Annotated in this window: 13 protein-coding genes; 4 read left to right on the forward strand and 9 right to left on the reverse strand. The window is 53.0% G+C overall.

The window, feature by feature from the left end:
- Window positions 1-99 precede the first annotated feature (99 nt).
- The 3 genes from glpC to glpA are packed head-to-tail and all read right to left on the reverse strand — an operon-like array spanning window position 100 to window position 4164.
- Window positions 100-1290 carry an anaerobic glycerol-3-phosphate dehydrogenase subunit GlpC gene (gene glpC / locus G8S19_RS07190; protein WP_048211095.1) on the reverse strand — a complete coding sequence of 397 codons (1191 nt, stop codon included), beginning with the start codon at window positions 1288-1290 and terminating at the stop codon, window positions 100-102.
- Window positions 1287-2546 carry a glycerol-3-phosphate dehydrogenase subunit GlpB gene (gene glpB, locus G8S19_RS07195; protein ID WP_253686384.1) on the reverse strand — a complete coding sequence of 420 codons (1260 nt, stop codon included), beginning with the start codon at window positions 2544-2546 and terminating at the stop codon, window positions 1287-1289. Before glpB ends, glpC begins: the two co-directional genes overlap by 4 nt.
- Entirely contained in the window at window positions 2536-4164 is a 1629-nt protein-coding gene (gene glpA, locus G8S19_RS07200) for an anaerobic glycerol-3-phosphate dehydrogenase subunit A (protein WP_124021796.1), read from the reverse strand. Before glpA ends, glpB begins: the two co-directional genes overlap by 11 nt.
- Window positions 4165-4436: 272 nt before the next feature.
- On the opposite strand from glpA, the gene glpT reads away from it, so the two are divergent.
- Entirely contained in the window at window positions 4437-5795 is a 1359-nt protein-coding gene (gene glpT / locus G8S19_RS07205; protein WP_115643141.1) for a glycerol-3-phosphate transporter, read from the forward strand.
- 3 nt (window positions 5796-5798) lie between these two features.
- Window positions 5799-6866 carry a glycerophosphodiester phosphodiesterase gene (gene glpQ, locus G8S19_RS07210; RefSeq protein WP_061068203.1) on the forward strand — a complete coding sequence of 356 codons (1068 nt, stop codon included), beginning with the start codon at window positions 5799-5801 and terminating at the stop codon, window positions 6864-6866.
- Between the two features lie 62 nt (window positions 6867-6928).
- On the opposite strand, the gene G8S19_RS07215 is transcribed toward glpQ, so the two are convergent.
- Entirely contained in the window at window positions 6929-7807 is an 879-nt protein-coding gene (locus G8S19_RS07215; RefSeq protein ID WP_101741533.1) for a LysR family transcriptional regulator, read from the reverse strand.
- Window positions 7808-7969: 162 nt separating this feature from the next.
- On the opposite strand from G8S19_RS07215, the gene G8S19_RS07220 reads away from it, so the two are divergent.
- On the forward strand, window positions 7970-9160 hold the full coding sequence (locus G8S19_RS07220) for an MFS transporter (protein WP_253686386.1): 1191 nt from the start codon (window positions 7970-7972) through the stop codon (window positions 9158-9160).
- 3 nt (window positions 9161-9163) lie between these two features.
- Here the strand turns inward: G8S19_RS07220 and yfaE are convergent, their stop codons facing one another.
- The 4 genes from yfaE to ubiG all read right to left on the reverse strand — a co-directional run bounded on the left by yfaE (window position 9164) and on the right by ubiG (window position 14160).
- On the reverse strand, window positions 9164-9418 hold the full coding sequence (yfaE, locus tag G8S19_RS07225; RefSeq protein WP_115643144.1) for a ferredoxin-like diferric-tyrosyl radical cofactor maintenance protein YfaE: 255 nt from the start codon (window positions 9416-9418) through the stop codon (window positions 9164-9166).
- A complete protein-coding gene (gene nrdB, locus G8S19_RS07230) occupies window positions 9418-10548 on the reverse strand; it encodes a class Ia ribonucleoside-diphosphate reductase subunit beta (protein WP_003834668.1) in 1131 nt (376 codons plus the stop codon). The genes yfaE and nrdB overlap by 1 nt, the downstream gene beginning before the upstream one ends.
- 110 nt (window positions 10549-10658) lie before the next feature.
- On the reverse strand, window positions 10659-12944 hold the full coding sequence (gene nrdA, locus G8S19_RS07235) for a class 1a ribonucleoside-diphosphate reductase subunit alpha (RefSeq protein WP_048211103.1): 2286 nt from the start codon (window positions 12942-12944) through the stop codon (window positions 10659-10661).
- Window positions 12945-13431: 487 nt separating this feature from the next.
- Window positions 13432-14160 carry a bifunctional 2-polyprenyl-6-hydroxyphenol methylase/3-demethylubiquinol 3-O-methyltransferase UbiG gene (gene ubiG, locus G8S19_RS07240; RefSeq protein ID WP_048211104.1) on the reverse strand — a complete coding sequence of 243 codons (729 nt, stop codon included), beginning with the start codon at window positions 14158-14160 and terminating at the stop codon, window positions 13432-13434.
- Between the two features lie 158 nt (window positions 14161-14318).
- Between ubiG and gyrA the strand changes: the two genes are divergently transcribed.
- A complete protein-coding gene (gyrA, locus tag G8S19_RS07245) occupies window positions 14319-16955 on the forward strand; it encodes a DNA topoisomerase (ATP-hydrolyzing) subunit A (RefSeq protein ID WP_048211105.1) in 2637 nt (878 codons plus the stop codon).
- Between the two features lie 43 nt (window positions 16956-16998).
- On the opposite strand, the gene G8S19_RS07250 is transcribed toward gyrA, so the two are convergent.
- Window positions 16999-18183 carry an acetyl-CoA C-acetyltransferase gene (locus G8S19_RS07250; RefSeq protein WP_137364524.1) on the reverse strand — a complete coding sequence of 395 codons (1185 nt, stop codon included), beginning with the start codon at window positions 18181-18183 and terminating at the stop codon, window positions 16999-17001.
- Between the last annotated feature and the right edge of the window lie 22 nt (window positions 18184-18205).

Raw genomic sequence — 18205 nt, forward strand, 5'->3', positions numbered from 1 at the left:
GGGTGAATCAGAGATAAATACGCCCGACTGCAACGTATTCAAATAAGCGGAACTGGATGCACAAAAATGCCCGGTAGCAAACATCACCGGGCAACTGAGTTACCCCAACGCTTTGGCAAGCAGGGTGATAGGATGTTCGCAACGCTTACTTGTCGACATCTCAATCTGCCATTTACACGTTTCGCAGTCGGTCACGACGATATCCGCGCCGCTTTCTTCAATCTGGCGGAATAGCGGTGCGCCAATTGACTGTGACGTCGGATAGTTTTCCTTTTTGAATCCGTAAGTTCCGGCGATCCCGCAGCACTGTGAATCCAGCACGGTCAGTTCAAGTCCCGGAATTTGTCGCAGCAGTTCCAGCGTATAGAGTGTCCAGCCCATTTTCTCCATATGACATGGTGTGTGATAGACCACTTTTAGCGGCAACGTTTTCAGCGGCAACGTTTTCCCTTCGTCCAGCTTGCGCCACAGCCAGCGTGTAGCCAGTTCAATATGTTCGCGTAGCCCTGAGTTGTCGACATCCAGCACTTCAGGGTATTCATCGCGTAGCGCAAAGGTACAGGTTGAAGAGGTGGCAATAACCGGGATGCCTTTTCCGTCAATCGCTTCTCGCAGTGAAGCCACATTACTTACCGCCTGCTTACGTGCTTTATCGGTGAAACCGTTGGCGATCAGTGGTACGCCACAGCATTTCTCTTTACTCAGCAGTTGTACGCCAGTACCCATCGCGTTCAGCACTTTTATCAGATCTTTACCGAGTTGCGGATGGTTGTAGTTCACAAAGCAACCGTGGAAAAATGCAACTTGATCCTGATACTGCGCCTGCTGTGCGGCTATGCTGCGATACCAGCGGCGGAAGGTACCGAAGGAGTACTTCGGCAGCGTACGGCGATGATCGATTTTTAGTGCATAATCAAGAAGCTGGCGCACCGGTTTCAGTGAAGTCGCGGTGTTCACGATGGGTGCGAACGGCGTAGAAACACTGCCCATCAAATCGGTATGGCTTAAGACAAAGTTACGTATCGACGGACGTGTCGTGTCGTATTTGGCACGCGCGCGCTGGATGATATCGCCAATTTTGACATCCGAAGGGCAGGCCACTTCACAGCGTTTGCAGTTGATGCAATATTTCAGCGCATCGTCATATAACGCACCATCTTTCAAACGCAGACGTTCACCGTCAGGGCCGGCTTGTTTAGGGCCTGGGTAACCTGGGTTGACACGGCTTACCGGGCAGGCAGTGGTGCACACTGTGCATTTGATACAACTTTCAAAACGTGTGTCGCTCATTGCTGGCCTCCTGCACGTTTCGCAATATGATGTGCGGCGTGTAAAGCGCTCACTGCGCACACTCCGCCTCCGCAACCCTGGGCGATAGGGTCAAAACCGCCAAGTACCGATCCGATGGCAAACATATTCTCTACTGTTTTTCCTGCAAGCGATGGACGCAGTTCAGCATCGGTGGTTACGCCAAACTGTTGCCACGGTTGCGGATCAAAGACGTCACGCTGATACCACTGCGCACGTGTGGCGGTTTGGTGCACATCCAGACCGAGAATCGGCTCATGAACGGCTTCGCGCGTGGCGACCAGTCCGCTGCTAAAGAAACTACCGCTGGCGAGTACGGCGAAGCGTGGGCGCAATGGAATATCGGCATGGTTGCGGGTCCAGATTTCGCTGACAACGCCATCCTGACAGGTGATTTTTTTCACTTCATCACCGGGCATCCACACTCCACCCTGGCGTACAAACTGGCGCTGCAATTTGTTATGCAGGCGCATGCCCAGCACTGACGGCGGTAAAGTTGGTAATAACATCAGTGAGCAGGGCAGGCGGTCATTGAGCCACTTCCATAGCCGATCGTCAGCCAGGCCGAAACAGGCTGGCATAATTATCATGTCGCAGGTTTTCGCGATTGGTAACAGGGCGTCATAGAGCAGCGACCATTTATCTTCGTTATCTAACAGACGTGCAATGTTGACGGCGCGAAATTCGGTTGGGTTATCACGCAGGACATCCAGTTCTGGCAAATCGATTTCAGCCGTTTCGACGCTGAGGTTACGCTGGCGCAGTGAGGCCGCGGCAAGGTGCGCCTGGAAATCCAGTAAGCCGCTAATTCCCACCACACAGACACGTTGTGCGGATAGCGGCCAGACCGGCACTTCCGGGGAACTTAACCAGGTTGAGCGCAGGGTTCCCAACGGTGTTACACGTTGATGAGCCTGATGAAGCTTACCGTGCAAATGCGTTCCGCACTCTTCCAGCAGATTTTGCGCCTGTTGAGCCAGTTCCAGAACGTTGTGCGTTCCTATGGTGCTATACGGATGTGCGGGGGCCTGAGTGCGCAGCGCATCCAAACCCGCTTCTATATCGGTCACCGGTTGGCCATCGGGTAAGTTGCTGAGCAAATCCAGTGAGCCGGAGGAAAAATGCAGGGCGCTTTGGCCGCGGGTAACAATCGTACAGCGCAACCCGCTTTTTTGCAGTTGTAGGCCACACAGCAACCCGGCGAGGCCGCCGCCGATAATGACGGTATCAAATTTCATCCTGGTGCTCCTTTTCCAGACCACACAATCCCTGATAGACCCAGCGCGTGAATTCGCTTTCGCGCAGCGCATCTCCCCACGCGATAGGCTGCACGCCTTTCCAGCGTTCGTTGAGGAATTCAGAAAGCTGGGTGATAGATTGTGCGGCGGTGGTGACATTAAAACGTTGTAGCAAACCTGCAGCGCGGCAGGCACACAATTCGCCCTGGCAGGTCCCCATTCCAACACGGGTGCGACGACGTAAATCGAGCAAACTGTTGACGGTTAAATTTTCAACGGCATATTGCACTTCGCCTGCGGTGACGGCTTCACATTCACAGACCAGGCTGCGGTGCTGACGGCCTTCGCTAAGCCACGCCGGGGTGCGGTCGCCATGGCGGTAGACCGCCGAGCCGCGCAGTGGCGCTGGCAAAGAGATAACGCGTTTAAGCGTGTGTTCGGTCGACTCCTGTGAGCCTGGCAGAGCTGTCTCTGCGGTTGTACAAGGGCGAGTATTGCCCAGTTTGCGGCATACTGCGTCGGTGGCCCATTCCGCCATCAGGCGGTAGGTCATCAGTTTGCCACCGGTAATGGTGATAAATCCGTCCAGTCCGTCGCGCGTTGCGTGATCGAATAACACAATACCGCGGCTGACGTTACGACCGGTCGGATCGTCGTCGCTGGCCACCAGCGGACGCACACCGGAGTAAGCACGCAGGATGCGAGTTTTCGCCATAATTGGCGCCAGCTTCTCACCCTCACGCAGCAGAATATCCACCTCTTCTGCGGTGACGCGGTTGCTGTCGATATCGTCGTAATCAATGTGTTGTGAGGTTGTACCGATCAGCGAAATGGTATCGCCAGGCACCAGAATATCGGCATCAGATGGCTTACGGCAGCGGTTGATAACATGCTGATTTATGCGATGATCCATGATCAACAGAGAACCTTTCGCCGGGAACATACGGATGCTCAGATCGGCATATTCCGCAATGCGCTGGCCCCAGATCCCGGCGGCATTCACGACCACCGGCGCATGCAGAGATTGCATCTCGCCCGTCAGATGGTTGCGTACGTTCACCCCGCACACCGTCGCACCTTCACGAATCAGCCCCGTCACTTCATGGGCCGTTAAGATAATCGCACCGTGCTCTCGTGCATCCAGCATGTTGGCGGCGGTTAAGCGGAAAGGATCAACGGTACCGTCTGGTACTTTCACTGCGCCAATCAGCTGTGGATTCACGGAAGGTTCGATAATACGCGCCTGTTGTGGATCAATCGCTTCTGCGCGGATGCCCGCGTCTTCACAGGCACGAATAAAGGTTGCCTGGAAAGAGAGTTCATCTTCCGGCAGCGTAATAAACAGACCGTCCGTTGGCTCAACGCAATGGCGGGCGATACGTTTCAGAATTTGGTTTTCGCTAATGCATTCGCGGGCAGATTCAGCGTCAGTAACGGCGTAACGTGCTCCGCTGTGCAGCAGACCGTGGTTACGGCCCGTCGCGCCTGTCGCGATATCGTGGCGTTCTACTAAGATGACGCGCAATCCGCGCAGGGCACAGTCGCGTGCGATCCCTGCACCTGTTGCTCCTCCACCAATGATAATCACGTCACTTGTTTGCGAGTCGCGAGTTTTCATTGTTTTTCCTCACAGTTCGTTTTTTATCATTTAGCCACATAAAAAACATGGATTGTTTGATTTCGCGCATAATCGCTCATAATTCGAAAATGAAACGTGATTTCGTGCGCTTTTATGAACATTTGTCATAAATGTGTAACAATCTGTGCTGTAATTCACATTATTGCCCGGAATGTTTCCTTAACATCGCGGCCACACTGGGAGCGGTAGGGTTGTTACGGCAATCTGCAGTGTTTCCTTCGAATGAAAGACGGCCACGGAGGCTACTATATATGTTGAGCATTTTTAAACCTGCGCCACACAAAGCGCGTTTAGCTGCAGCGGAGATCGATCCGACTTATCGTCGATTGCGCTGGCAGATTTTCCTGGGAATATTTTTCGGTTATGCCGCGTACTATCTGGTACGTAAGAACTTTGCTCTGGCCATGCCGTATCTGGTTGAACAGGGTTTCTCGCGTGGCGATCTGGGTTTTGCGTTGTCCGGTATCTCCATTGCATACGGATTTTCGAAATTCATCATGGGATCCGTCTCAGATCGCTCGAATCCGCGCGTTTTCCTGCCCGCGGGTCTGATTCTGGCTGCTGCGGTGATGCTGTTCATGGGCTTCGTGCCGTGGGCGACATCCAGCATTGCAGTCATGTTTGTGCTGCTGTTCCTCTGCGGTTGGTTCCAGGGGATGGGGTGGCCGCCGTGTGGTCGTACTATGGTGCACTGGTGGTCGCAGAAAGAGCGTGGCGGTATCGTTTCTGTCTGGAACTGTGCGCATAACGTAGGTGGCGGTCTGCCTCCGCTGCTGTTCCTGCTGGGTATGGCCTGGTTTAACGACTGGAAAGCGGCGCTGTACATGCCTGCCTTTGGTGCGATAGTCGTTGCGTTGTTTGCTTTTGCGATGATGCGAGATACGCCGCAGTCCTGTGGCCTGCCGCCTATCGAAGAGTACAAGAACGACTATCCGGATGATTACAACGAAAAAGCGGAAGAAGAGCTGACTGCGAAGCAGATCTTCATGCAATACGTACTACCGAATAAACTGTTGTGGTACATCGCTATCGCCAACGTGTTTGTGTATCTGCTGCGCTACGGCATCCTCGACTGGTCACCGACCTATCTGAAAGAAGTGAAGCATTTTGCACTGGATAAATCGTCCTGGGCCTACTTCCTGTACGAGTATGCCGGTATCCCGGGTACGCTGCTGTGCGGCTGGATGTCAGATAAAGTCTTCCGCGGTAACCGTGGTGCCACCGGCGTGTTCTTTATGACGCTGGTTACCATCGCGACGGTCGTTTACTGGATGAACCCGGCAGGCAATCCGAACGTGGATATGGCTTGTATGATTATCATCGGCTTCCTGATCTACGGCCCGGTCATGTTGATCGGTCTGCATGCGCTGGAACTGGCACCGAAAAAAGCGGCGGGGACGGCGGCAGGCTTCACTGGACTGTTCGGTTACCTGGGCGGTTCTGTCGCGGCGAGCGCCATTGTCGGCTACACCGTCGACTTCTTCGGTTGGGACGGCGGCTTTATGGTGATGATTGGCGGTAGCGTGCTGGCGGTGATTCTGCTGGTAGTCGTCATGATTGGTGAAAAACGCCATCATGAAGAGATGCTGCTCAAGCGTAACGGGGGCTAATAGATGAAAACCACATTGAAAAGTCTTAGCGTGGCGCTGATGCTGGCAGGTATGGTTGTGAGCAGTGCGGCGGTTGCCGCAGATAAAATTGTCATTGCGCACCGTGGCGCCAGCGGATATTTACCGGAGCATACGTTACCTGCGAAAGCGATGGCTTATGCTCAGGGCGCGGATTTTCTGGAGCAGGATTTGGTGATGACTAAAGACGACCATCTGGTCGTCCTGCATGACCACTATCTTGACCGCGTCACCGATGTTGCTGATCGCTTCCCGGATCGTGCGCGTAAAGATGGGCGTTACTATGCCATCGACTTTACGCTGGATGAGATCAAATCGCTGAAATTTACCGAAGGTTTCGATATCGAAAATGGCAAAAAGGTACAGACATATCCAGGGCGTTTCCCGATGGGTAAATCTGATTTCCGTGTGCACACTTTCGAAGAAGAAATTGAATTTGTTCAGGGATTAAATCATTCAACCGGCAAAAATATCGGTATTTACCCGGAAATGAAAGCGCCGTGGTTCCATCATCAGGAAGGGAAGGACATTGCGGCTAAAACGCTGGAAGTACTGAAAAAGTACGGGTACACCGGTAAACAAGACAATGTCTATCTGCAGTGCTTTGATGTTGCGGAGTTAAAACGCATTAAGAATGAACTGGAACCGAAGATGGGGATGGATCTCAATCTGGTGCAGTTGATTGCGTACACTGACTGGAATGAAACTCAGGAGAAAAAGCCAGACGGCAGTTGGGTGAATTACAACTACGACTGGATGTTTAAACCGGGTGCCATGAAGCAGGTTGCGCAGTATGCGGACGGCATTGGGCCGGACTACCATATGCTGGTTGATGAGAAGTCCAGTAAGGGCAACATCTCATTGACGGGTATGGTACAGGACGCGCACCAGAACAAGATGGTGGTGCATCCTTATACTGTTCGTGCCGATCAGTTGCCGGATTATGCAACGGATGTAAACCAGCTGTATGACGTGTTGTACAACAAGGCGGGCGTTGACGGGCTGTTCACCGACTTCCCCGACAAAGCGGTGAAATTCCTGCATAAAGAGTAAGGGCAGAAGGCCTGCGATGAACGTATTTCCGCAGGCCTTATTTGTGAAGCGTGAGCAGATTGCTAGATGAGGCCGTCAGCAGTCAACGATTCCATATATGCCTGCAGTAGAAATAAAGGGCTGCCGTCTACCGGCGGCTCTTTTGCCAATAACGATATTTGTCGATAAAACGTTGGCTCCAGCGCCACTGAGCGAATTTCCCCGCCAACCGCCTTCAGCGTGAGTTCCGGTAATAATGCAATCCCCAGCCCCTGGCGAATAAAGCTCATTGCGGTATCCGGGTGGTTAAATTCGTATTTAATAATTGGCTCGATCCCTTTTTCTTTAAACAACGTCATGATGCTTAATTCATAGCGGCCTTTACTGATAATCAGCGGTTCTCCCATCAGTTCTTCCAGCGAAATAGTGGTGTTGGCTGCCAGTGGGTGGCTTTCGGGGACCACTACGGTAAATTTATCGCGGTAGACCGGTACGCAGTACATGCCATTGACCGGGAAATGCACAAATCCAGCATTGATATCCCCGCTGCGCAGGGAATCAACGATCGCCGGGCTGTTCTCTTCGAAGGGGATAATTTTGATGTGCGGATGCTGCTGTTCAAAGTGGCGGATAATGCCAGGTAAAATGCAGGCGCAGGCGCTGGGAAAACAGCCGATACGCAGGGTTCGGGCTGGGTTTTGTCGTTCCTGCTCGGCAATTTCTTTCACCGCGTTGGTTTCTGACACGATGGCTCGCAGGCGTGGCACGATCCGGTGTCCCGCCGGGGTGAGCCTGATGTCTTTGCGACGTTCGCGGATTAAAATATCAACGCCCAGCTCTTCTTCTAATGCTGAAATTGCCTGACTCACGGCGGACTGGGTCATATACAGCCGCTTGCTGGCTTCGGTAAAACCGCCGTACTCGAGCACGGCAAGCAAAGCGTGGATCTGTGTTAGTGTCATTAGTTCCTTCTAATTAATAATATTAAAACGATTAATTTCTCTAATATCATGAGCCTATTTATACTGGCGTTCTGGTGTTTAACTCACATTTTGACGCACTTGTCCGTCGTTCAGTTGTGCTGAGCGTTGCCTGCGTGCGCCGTCTGGACAAGGTTGTCGAATATGAAAGAAAAACTGTGGACGAAGGATTTCTGGGCAATAACGATTATCAGCTTTATTATCTTTTTTGTTTTTTATGTCCTGCTGACCCTGCTTCCGATCTATATTTCGGATCGCCTGCATGCTACTCCTGATAAGGCCGGTTTATTAGTCACGTTCTTTTTGGGCTCTGCCATTCTTGTTCGTCCTTTTGCCGGGCAGTGGGTGGGGAAATATTCGAATAAAACGATTCTGGCGCTCTCTTCTCTGGCCTTTTTGGTGGTCACTGCGCTGTATCCGGTTTGCCATTCAATTGAATCACTCCTGCTGATTCGGGTGCTTCATGGTGTAACGTTTGGCGTTATAACCACGGTAAAAGGAACGATTTCCGCGCGGTTGATACCGGCCTCCCGACGTGGGGAGGGCATCAGTTTTTTCTCTTTAGCCATGGGACTGGCAATGGTTGTGGGGCCATGGGTAGGGCTGAACATGGCGCGCTGGGAAGCCTACACTGCTGCATTCTGGTTGTGCACGGTTGTGGCGGCGTTGGGGATTGTGCTGTCACTGATTGTCGCCGTACCGCCAGTGATTTGCCACGCTGATGGTTCCAAACCGAATCTGGGCTTTGCCGCCATGTTTGACCGCGCCGCGCTGCCTTTCGCGATGGTGACATTCTTTATGACCTTTTCCTATGCGGGTGTTTCAGCCTTCCTGGCACTGTATGCCCGCGAATTGGATTTGATGGCAGCCGCCAGTAATTTCCTGCTGTGCTACGCTATTTGCCTGATGGTCTGCCGAACCTTTACCGGCAATATCTGTGATAGAAAAGGGCCGAAATACGTGGTTTATCCGTGCTTACTGGCCTTCACCGTTGGGTTGGTGGCGCTGGGTTACACCAACGGGAGTATCATGATGATTCTGGCAGGAGGATTAATTGGTATTGGTTATGGCTCAGTGACGCCTGTGTTTCAGACGCAAATTATTAGCTCGGTGGAGCCGCACAAAATCGGTGTTGCCAATTCGCTGTTTTTCAATGCAATGGACGCGGGAATGGCGATTGGTGCGTTCATTATGGGGATGATGGTTGAAGGCGTGGGGTATCGGGCGATTTACCTGGTCGGGGCTTTGCTGGTGGTGCTGGCCGGGGCGTTGTATATCATGCAGATGAAAAAACGCCCAGACGTGGTATTGGTCTCCACGCATGAAGTCCACTAAGCACTACATTTCAATCTCAATATCCCCGTTTGCCCGGCAACAGCAGGGCAATATCTCACCCGGCTGAATAAAGGCCAGAGGTTCTGCAATCCAGTCAACCTGTCCCGCCACCAGGCGGGTACGGCAGGAACCGCAGTAACCTTCACGGCACTGATACTCGACTTCGACGTTGTGCGATTCGAGCGCGGCGAGCAGGGAAGGATGTTCATCCTGGCACAGCAGTTGTGTGCCAGAGATGCGCAGAGTAACGCGACCCATCAGAGCTGGAAGTTACTCAGGTCGTCGGTATCAACTTCGGCGTCGATTTGGCCGACCAGGTAAGAGCTGACTTCGACTTCCTGCGGTGCAACCTGGACGTTATCGGATACCAGCCAGGTATTGATCCACGGGATCGGGTTAGAGCGTGTCTGGAATGGCAAGTCAAGGCCAACAGCCTGCATACGGATATTGGTGATGTACTCAACGTACTGGCACAGGATATCTTTGTTCAGACCGATCATCGAACCGTCACGGAACAGATAATCCGCCCACTCTTTTTCCTGCAGCGCGGCCTGTACAAACAGGTCATAGCACTCTTGTTTACACTCTTCGGCGATTTCCGCCATTTCCGGATCGTCCACGCCGCTGCGCAACAGGTTCAGCATATGCTGGGTGCCGGTCAGATGCAGGGCTTCATCACGGGCAATCAGACGAATGATTTTTGCATTACCTTCCATCAGTTCGCGTTCTGCAAAAGCGAAAGAGCAGGCAAAGCTGACGTAGAAGCGAATCGCTTCCAGCGCGTTAACGCTCATCAGGCACAGATACAGTTTTTTCTTCAGTTCACGCAGGTTGACGACAACCGTTTTACCATTGACTGTATGGGTGCCTTCGCCCAGCAGATGCCAGTAGCTGGTCATCTCGATCAACTCATCGTAGTAGCTGGAAATGCCTTCCGCGCGTTTCTGGATCTGTTCGTTGGTGACGATATCGTCGAACACCACCGCAGGATCGTTCACGATGTTACGAATGATGTGGGTGTAGGAGCGGGAATGGATCGTTTCAGAAAACGCCCACGTTTCCACCCAGGTTTCCAGCTCAGGGATAGAAATCAGCGGCAGCAGCGCCACGTTCGGGCTACGTCCCTGAATAGAGTCCAGCAGCGTCTGATACTTCAGGTTGCTGATGAAGATATGTTTTTCATGTTCCGGCAGTGCCTGGAAGTCAATGCGGTCACGTGAAACGTCGACTTCTTCCGGACGCCAGAAGAAAGAGAGCTGCTTTTCGATCAGTTTTTCGAAGATGTCATATTTTTGCTGATCGTAGCGGGCGACGTTCACCGGCTGGCCGAAAAACATCGGTTCCAGAAGCTGGTCATTTTTCGTCTGTGAAAAAGTGGTGTATGCCATTGATGTGAATCCTTTGTGGGATGAGCGCCGGAGGCGGTGCAAGCACCTTGTCCGGCCTACAAACCGTGCAATCGTGGCCGGGTAAGCGTAGCGTCACCCGGCATCATTCATCAGATCTTACATGCGCCGCTTTCGCAGCCATCATCCTGAATGGATGGCACCAGATCGTCCTGAGAATCTTCCGCACCGTCGCGGGTGTTCTGATAATACAGCGTTTTGACACCAAATTTGTAGGCGGTGAGCAGGTCTTTCAGCAACTGCTGCATCGGCACTTTTCCTGATGGGAAGCGCGACGGATCGTAGTTGGTGTTGGCAGAAATCGACTGATCGATAAATTTCTGCATGATACCTACCAGCTGCAGATAGCCGTCGTTGTTCGGCATCTCCCACAGCAGTTCGTACGCGTCGTGCAGGTGTTCGTAGTCCGGCACAACCTGGCGCAGAATGCCATCTTTCGATGCTTTAATGCTCACGTAGCCGCGCGGCGGTTCAATGCCGTTAGTGGCGTTGGAGATCTGCGAAGAGGTCTCCGACGGCATCAGCGCGGACAGCGTGGAGTTACGCAGACCGTGGGTCTTAATGGACTCACGCAGTTGCTCCCAGTCAAGGTGCAACGGCTCGTTGGCAATGGCATCGAGGTCTTTCTTATAGGTATCGATCGGCAAAATACCCTGCGCATAGGTGGTTTCGTTGAACCATGGGCATGCGCCTTGCTCTTTTGCCAGTTCGTTAGAGGCTTTCAGCAGGTAATACTGAATGGCTTCAAAGGTTTTGTGGGTCAGGTTATTCGCGCTGCCGTCAGAGTAACGCTTACCGTTTTTCGCCAGCCAGTAGGCGTAGTTGATTACGCCAATACCCAGCGTACGACGGCCCATGGCGCCACGTTTAGCGGCCGGAATTGGATAATCCTGGTAATCGAGCAGCGCATCGAGAGCACGCACAGCCAGTACGGCCAGCTCTTCCAGCTCGCTCAGATCTTTGATTGCCCCCAGGTTGAATGCGGACAACGTACACAGCGCGATTTCACCGTTCTCGTCGTTCACATCGGTCAACGGTTTGGTCGGCAGGGCGATTTCCAGACACAGGTTGGACTGGCGTACCGGTGCGACAGCCGGATCAAACGGGCTGTGGGTGTTGCAGTGGTCAACGTTCTGAATGTAGATGCGACCAGTAGAAGCACGTTCCTGCATCATCAGCGAGAACAGCTCAACCGCTTTCACGCGCTGTTTGCGGATGCTGTCGTCGTTTTCATATTTTGTGTACAGGCGTTCAAACTCGTCCTGATCGGCGAAGAATGCGTCGTACAGACCCGGAACATCGGACGGGCTGAACAGGGTGATGTCACCGCCTTTCAGCAGGCGGGTATACATCAGCTTGTTGATTTGTACACCGTAGTCCATGTGACGCACGCGGTTGCCTTCGACGCCGCGGTTGTTTTTCAGCACCAGCAGGCTTTCAACTTCCAGATGCCACATCGGGTAGAACAACGTGGCAGCACCGCCGCGAACGCCGCCCTGGGAGCAGGATTTCACCGCCGTCTGGAAGTGCTTGTAGAACGGAATACAGCCGGTGTGGAACGCTTCACCGCCGCGAATCGGGCTACCCAGCGCACGGATGCGACCCGCGTTGATACCAATGCCAGCACGCTGAGAAACGTATTTTACAATCGCGCTGGACGTGGCGTTAATCGAATCCAGGCTGTCGCCACACTCGATCAGTACACAGGAACTGAACTGACGGGTTGGGGTGCGCACGCCGGACATGATGGGGGTTGGCAGCGAAATTTTAAACGTAGAAACGGCGTCGTAGAAACGTTTAACGTATTCCAGACGGGTTTCACGCGGGTAGTTAGAAAACAGGCAGGCAGCGACCAGAATGTAGAGGAACTGTGCACTTTCATAAATCTCACCGGTAACACGGTTTTGCACCAGATATTTGCCCTCTAACTGCTTCACTGCAGCATAAGAGAAGGTCATATCACGGTCGTGCACGATGAACGAGTCCATCTGCTTGAACTCTTCTTCCGTGTAGTCTTCCAGCAGATGATTGTCGTATTTGCCCATTTCAACCATTTTGACCACATGGTCGAACAGTTTTGGCGGCTCAAACTCGCCGTAGGCTTTTTTACGCAGGTGGAAAATTGCCAGGCGAGCAGCCAGGTACTGATAATCCGGCGCGTCGCGGGAGATCAGGTCTGCAGCTGCTTTGATGATTGTTTCATGGATATCGGAAGTCTTGATACCGTCATAAAACTGAATGTGGGAGCGCAACTCGACCTGTGAAATCGATACGTTATTCAGTCCTTCTGCCGCCCAATCCAGAACTCGATGGATTTTGTCGAGATTGATGCGCTCTGTACTACCATCACGCTTTGTCACCAGCAGACTCTGATTCATGTGGTTTTTACCTGTCCGTGAAAGAAAAAATATCCCCCATATTATCCACAGTGCCACGTTGTGACTAAGTCTGTGGATAAATACTATATGTAGGGGTTGTTTGATAAAATAGACGCTATATGGTGAGTATTCTAGTAGGGATTCTTTTCAGCACAAGAGTTGATTTTGAGGTTAAATTGAGGTTGCAAAAGGGTAAGAATCGCTAAGTGCGCGTCTTATAAGGCCTGGCGGGGATGTCAATAATTGAGAAAAAAAATAGAAAATTTGATCGAGTGCTGATTTCTTCATCTAAGGCAAAGAAAGTTCTTATGATCTGGCACAAAAATTGCCCTGAGACGCCTACTCAGGATCAGTAGGCGATGCCTAATCACGTAGGCCTGATAAGCGAAGCGCCATCAGGCGTTAAAGCCCGGAGTCGTGCCGGATGGCGGCGCTGGCGCGCTTTATCCGGCCTACAATCCAGCGTCATCAGGCCATGAGAGCCGGTTTATTCGCTTTTGGCGGTGGTATGCACCATATAGTTCACATCCACGCCGGGGCCCAGTTTAAAGGTGTTGGTAATGGGGTTGTAGTGCAGGCCGGTCATATGACGCTCTTTCAGTACGGTCTGGTCAACCCACTCTAACAGTTCAGCGGGCTTAATAAATTTTTTCACATCGTGCGTACCTTTCGGCACCATGCGCAGAATATATTCCGCGCCGACCACCGCCATCAGCCAGGATTTGCCGTTGCGGTTAAGCGTGGAGAAAAAGACTTCGCCGCCCGGTTTAACCAGTCTGGCACAGGCCCTGACAACCGACTGCGGGTCTGGTACGTGTTCCAGCATTTCCATACAGGTGACGACGTCATACTGGTGCGCATATTTCTCGGCGTGTTCTTCGACTGTCTCCTGCACATACTCAACATGAATGCCACTTTCCAGCGCATGCAGTTTTGCCACCTGTAAGGGTTCAAACCCCATATCCAGGCCGGTGACTGTTGCGCCTTCACGCGCCATGCTTTCTGCCAGAATCCCGCCGCCGCAGCCGACGTCGAGTACCTTTTTACCAAACAGACCACCTGACCGTTCGGCGATATAGCCCAGACGCAGCGGATTTATGCGGTGCAGAGGCTTAAATTCACCCTCAAGATCCCACCAGCGCGACGCGACTGCTTCAAATTTGGCAATTTCTTCATGGTCAACGTTGTGAGTTACCGGGGGTTTTTCGGCATTCATTGGGGCTTCTACTCCTAAATTTGCGATGCAAACGAGTATATCAGCCTGACGGGATGAATAAAGCCTCTGTCTGGGGGAATCCATTTACCTGAATCTTCACGTATGTGTTATAATTTGCGACCTTTGAATCCGGGATACAGTAGAGGGATAGCGGTTAGATGAGCGACCTTGCGAGAGAAATTACACCGGTCAACATTGAGGAAGAGCTGAAGAGCTCCTATCTGGATTATGCGATGTCGGTCATTGTTGGCCGTGCGCTGCCGGACGTCCGAGATGGCCTGAAGCCGGTACACCGTCGCGTACTTTACGCCATGAACGTATTGGGCAACGACTGGAATAAAGCCTATAAAAAATCTGCCCGTGTCGTTGGTGACGTAATCGGTAAATACCACCCTCATGGTGATACCGCCGTTTACGACACCATTGTTCGTATGGCGCAGCCATTCTCCTTGCGTTACATGCTGGTGGATGGTCAGGGTAACTTTGGTTCTGTCGATGGCGACTCCGCAGCTGCGATGCGTTATACGGAAATCCGTATGTCGAAAATCGCCCACGAGCTGATGGCTGACCTGGAAAAAGAAACGGTTGATTTCGTCGATAACTACGACGGCACCGAACGCATTCCAGACGTTATGCCAACCAAAATTCCTAACCTGCTGGTGAACGGTTCGTCCGGTATCGCGGTAGGTATGGCAACCAATATTCCGCCGCACAACCTGACGGAAGTGGTCAACGGCTGTCTGGCATATATTGACGATGAAGACATCAGCATTGAAGGGCTGATGGAACATATTCCGGGTCCGGACTTCCCGACCGCAGCGATCATCAATGGTCGTCGTGGTATCGAAGAAGCTTACCGTACCGGTCGCGGCAAGGTATACATTCGCGCACGTGCAGAAGTCGAAGCTGACGCGAAAACTGGCCGCGAAACCATCATCGTGCATGAAATTCCGTATCAGGTGAACAAAGCACGCCTGATCGAGAAAATCGCCGAGCTGGTAAAAGATAAACGCGTTGAAGGCATCAGCGCGCTGCGTGACGAGTCTGACAAAGACGGTATGCGCATCGTGATTGAAGTGAAACGCGATGCGGTCGGGGAAGTGGTGCTGAACAACCTCTACTCCCAGACCCAACTGCAGGTTTCTTTCGGTATCAACATGGTTGCGCTGCACCATGGTCAGCCGAAGATCATGAACCTGAAAGAGATTATCGCTGCATTTGTTCGTCACCGTCGTGAAGTGGTTACTCGCCGTACTATTTTTGAACTGCGTAAAGCCCGCGACCGTGCGCACATCCTCGAAGCGCTGGCGATTGCTCTTGCCAACATCGATCCGATCATCGAACTGATCCGTCGTGCGCCGACCCCGGCAGAAGCGAAAGCGGCGCTGGTTGCGCGCTCCTGGGAACTGGGGAACGTCTCTGCCATGCTGGAACGTGCGGGTGATGACGCTGCGCGTCCTGAGTGGCTGGAACCTGAGTTTGGCGTGCGTGATGGTCAGTACTACCTGACTGAACAGCAGGCCCAGGCGATTCTGGATCTGCGTCTGCAGAAACTGACCGGCCTTGAGCATGAAAAACTGCTCGACGAATACAAAGAGCTGCTGGAGCAGATCGCCGAACTGTTGCACATTCTGGGCAGTGCCGATCGTCTGATGGAAGTTATCCGTGAAGAGATGGAGCTGGTTCGCGAGCAGTTCGGCGACGCGCGTCGTACCGAAATCACCGCGAACAGCGCTGACATCAACATCGAAGATCTGATTAGCCAGGAAGATGTTGTCGTGACCTTGTCTCATCAGGGCTACGTGAAATATCAGCCGTTAACCGACTACGAAGCACAGCGTCGTGGCGGGAAAGGTAAATCAGCAGCACGCATTAAAGAAGAAGACTTTATCGACCGCCTGCTGGTGGCCAACACCCATGACACGATCCTCTGCTTCTCCAGCCGCGGTCGTTTGTACTGGATGAAGGTTTATCAGTTGCCAGAAGCCAGCCGTGGCGCGCGTGGACGTCCAATCGTCAACCTGCTGCCGCTGGAAGCTAACGAGCGTATCACCGCGATTCTGCCAGTACGCGAGTACGAAGAGGGCGTTAACGTCTTCATGGCGACCGCCAGCGGTACCGTGAAGAAAACGGCGCTGACCGAGTTCAGCCGTCCGCGTTCAGCCGGTATCATTGCGGTTAATCTGAACGAAGGCGACGAACTGATTGGCGTTGACCTGACGTCCGGTTCCGATGAAGTCATGCTGTTCTCTGCTGCCGGTAAAGTGGTGCGCTTCAAAGAAGACGCCGTTCGTGCTATGGGGCGTACCGCGACCGGTGTACGTGGTATCAAGCTGGCCGGGGAAGATAAAGTTGTTTCTCTGATTGTTCCGCGCGGTGAAGGTGCCATCCTGACCGTGACGCAGAACGGCTACGGTAAGCGTACCGCAGCGGAAGAGTATCCGACGAAGTCTCGTGCGACGCAGGGCGTTATCTCCATCAAAGTCACCGAACGCAACGGCTCTGTTGTTGGCGCGGTACAGGTTGAAGATACTGACCAGATCATGATGATCACCGATGCCGGTACGCTGGTGCGTACACGCGTGTCGGAAATCAGCGTGGTAGGGCGTAACACCCAGGGCGTGATCCTCATCCGTACTGCGGAAGATGAAAACGTTGTGGGCCTGCAACGTGTTGCTGAACCGGTTGATGATGAAGAGCTCGACTCCATCGACGGCAGCGCTGCGGAAGGGGACGAGGATATCGCTCCTGAAGCTGAAAGCGACGATGATGCGGCAGACGACGCAGAAGAGTAATTAAGTTGTGATGAGAAGGGCCGGAGAAATCCGGCCCTTTTTTTTAGTTCATGCGCTCCACGATCATCGCAATACCCTGGCCGCCGCCGATACACAGCGTTGCCAGACCGAGCGTTTTATCCCGTGCCTGTAACGCGTGCAGCAATGTGACCAGAATACGCGCGCCGCTGGCGCCAATAGGGTGACCCAGCGCAATCGCACCACCGTTAACGTTGACCTTTTGTGCATCAAACCCCAGTGTTTTACCCACCGCAAGAAACTGCGCGGCAAAGGCTTCGTTAGCTTCGATAAGATCGATATCCGACAGTTGCAGCCCGCTCCGTTGTAGCGCTTTTTGCGTGGCAGGAACGGGTCCCATGCCCATCATCGCCGGGGCGACGCCGCCGCTGGCCCAGGCTTTGATCCGCGCCAGCGGTTTTAGCCCAGCCGCCAGTGCTGCCGACTCTTCCATTACCACCAGAGCGGCAGCACCGTCGTTAATCCCCGAGGCGTTGCCAGCGGTAACAGTACCTGCTTTGTCGAAGGCCGGACGCAATGCGGCAAGACCTTCCGCCGTGGAGTCTGCCTTGGGAAACTCATCGCGTTCAAAAATGAGGGTTTTCTTACGTGATTGCACGCTGACAGGGACGATTTCGGCCTGGAAAGCGCCGGACTCTATTGCGGCAATGGCTTTCTGCTGTGATAACAGTGCCAGTTCATCCTGCATTTCGCGGCTGATACCGTACTCTTTAGCGACGTTCTCGGCGGTAATCCCCATATGATAGCCATGTTCGGCGCAGATCAGCCCATCGCGCAGAATGACGTCTGCCAATTGCCCGTCACCGAGGCGATACCCCCAACGGGCTTTCGCGTCTAACAGGTAGGGGGCCAGGCTCATGTTTTCCATCCCCCCCGCGACGATCGCCTGGGCTTGTCCTGCTTTGATTGCCTGGGCGGCAAGCGCCACGCTTTTCAGGCCGGATCCGCACACTTTGTTGACGGTGAAGCCGCAAACGGTGTCGGAAAGACCGCTTCTTAGCAATGCCTGACGCGCCGGATTCTGTCCCAGGCCGGCCTGCAGTACGTTACCCATAATCACTTCTTCAACCTGCTGCGGATCAAGATGAGCGCGCTCGATTGCCGCTTTTATCACGGTTGATCCCAACTCGATAGCACTGGTGGTCGCCAGTGCGCCATTAAAGCTACCGATTGCGGTACGTGCCGCGCTGACAATGACACAGTTTTTCATTTTTCTGTTCCTTTATGTAAGT

The sequence above is a fragment of the Citrobacter sp. SX206 genome, from assembly GCF_024181025.1.
Classification (GTDB): Bacteria; Pseudomonadota; Gammaproteobacteria; order Enterobacterales; family Enterobacteriaceae; genus Citrobacter; species Citrobacter youngae.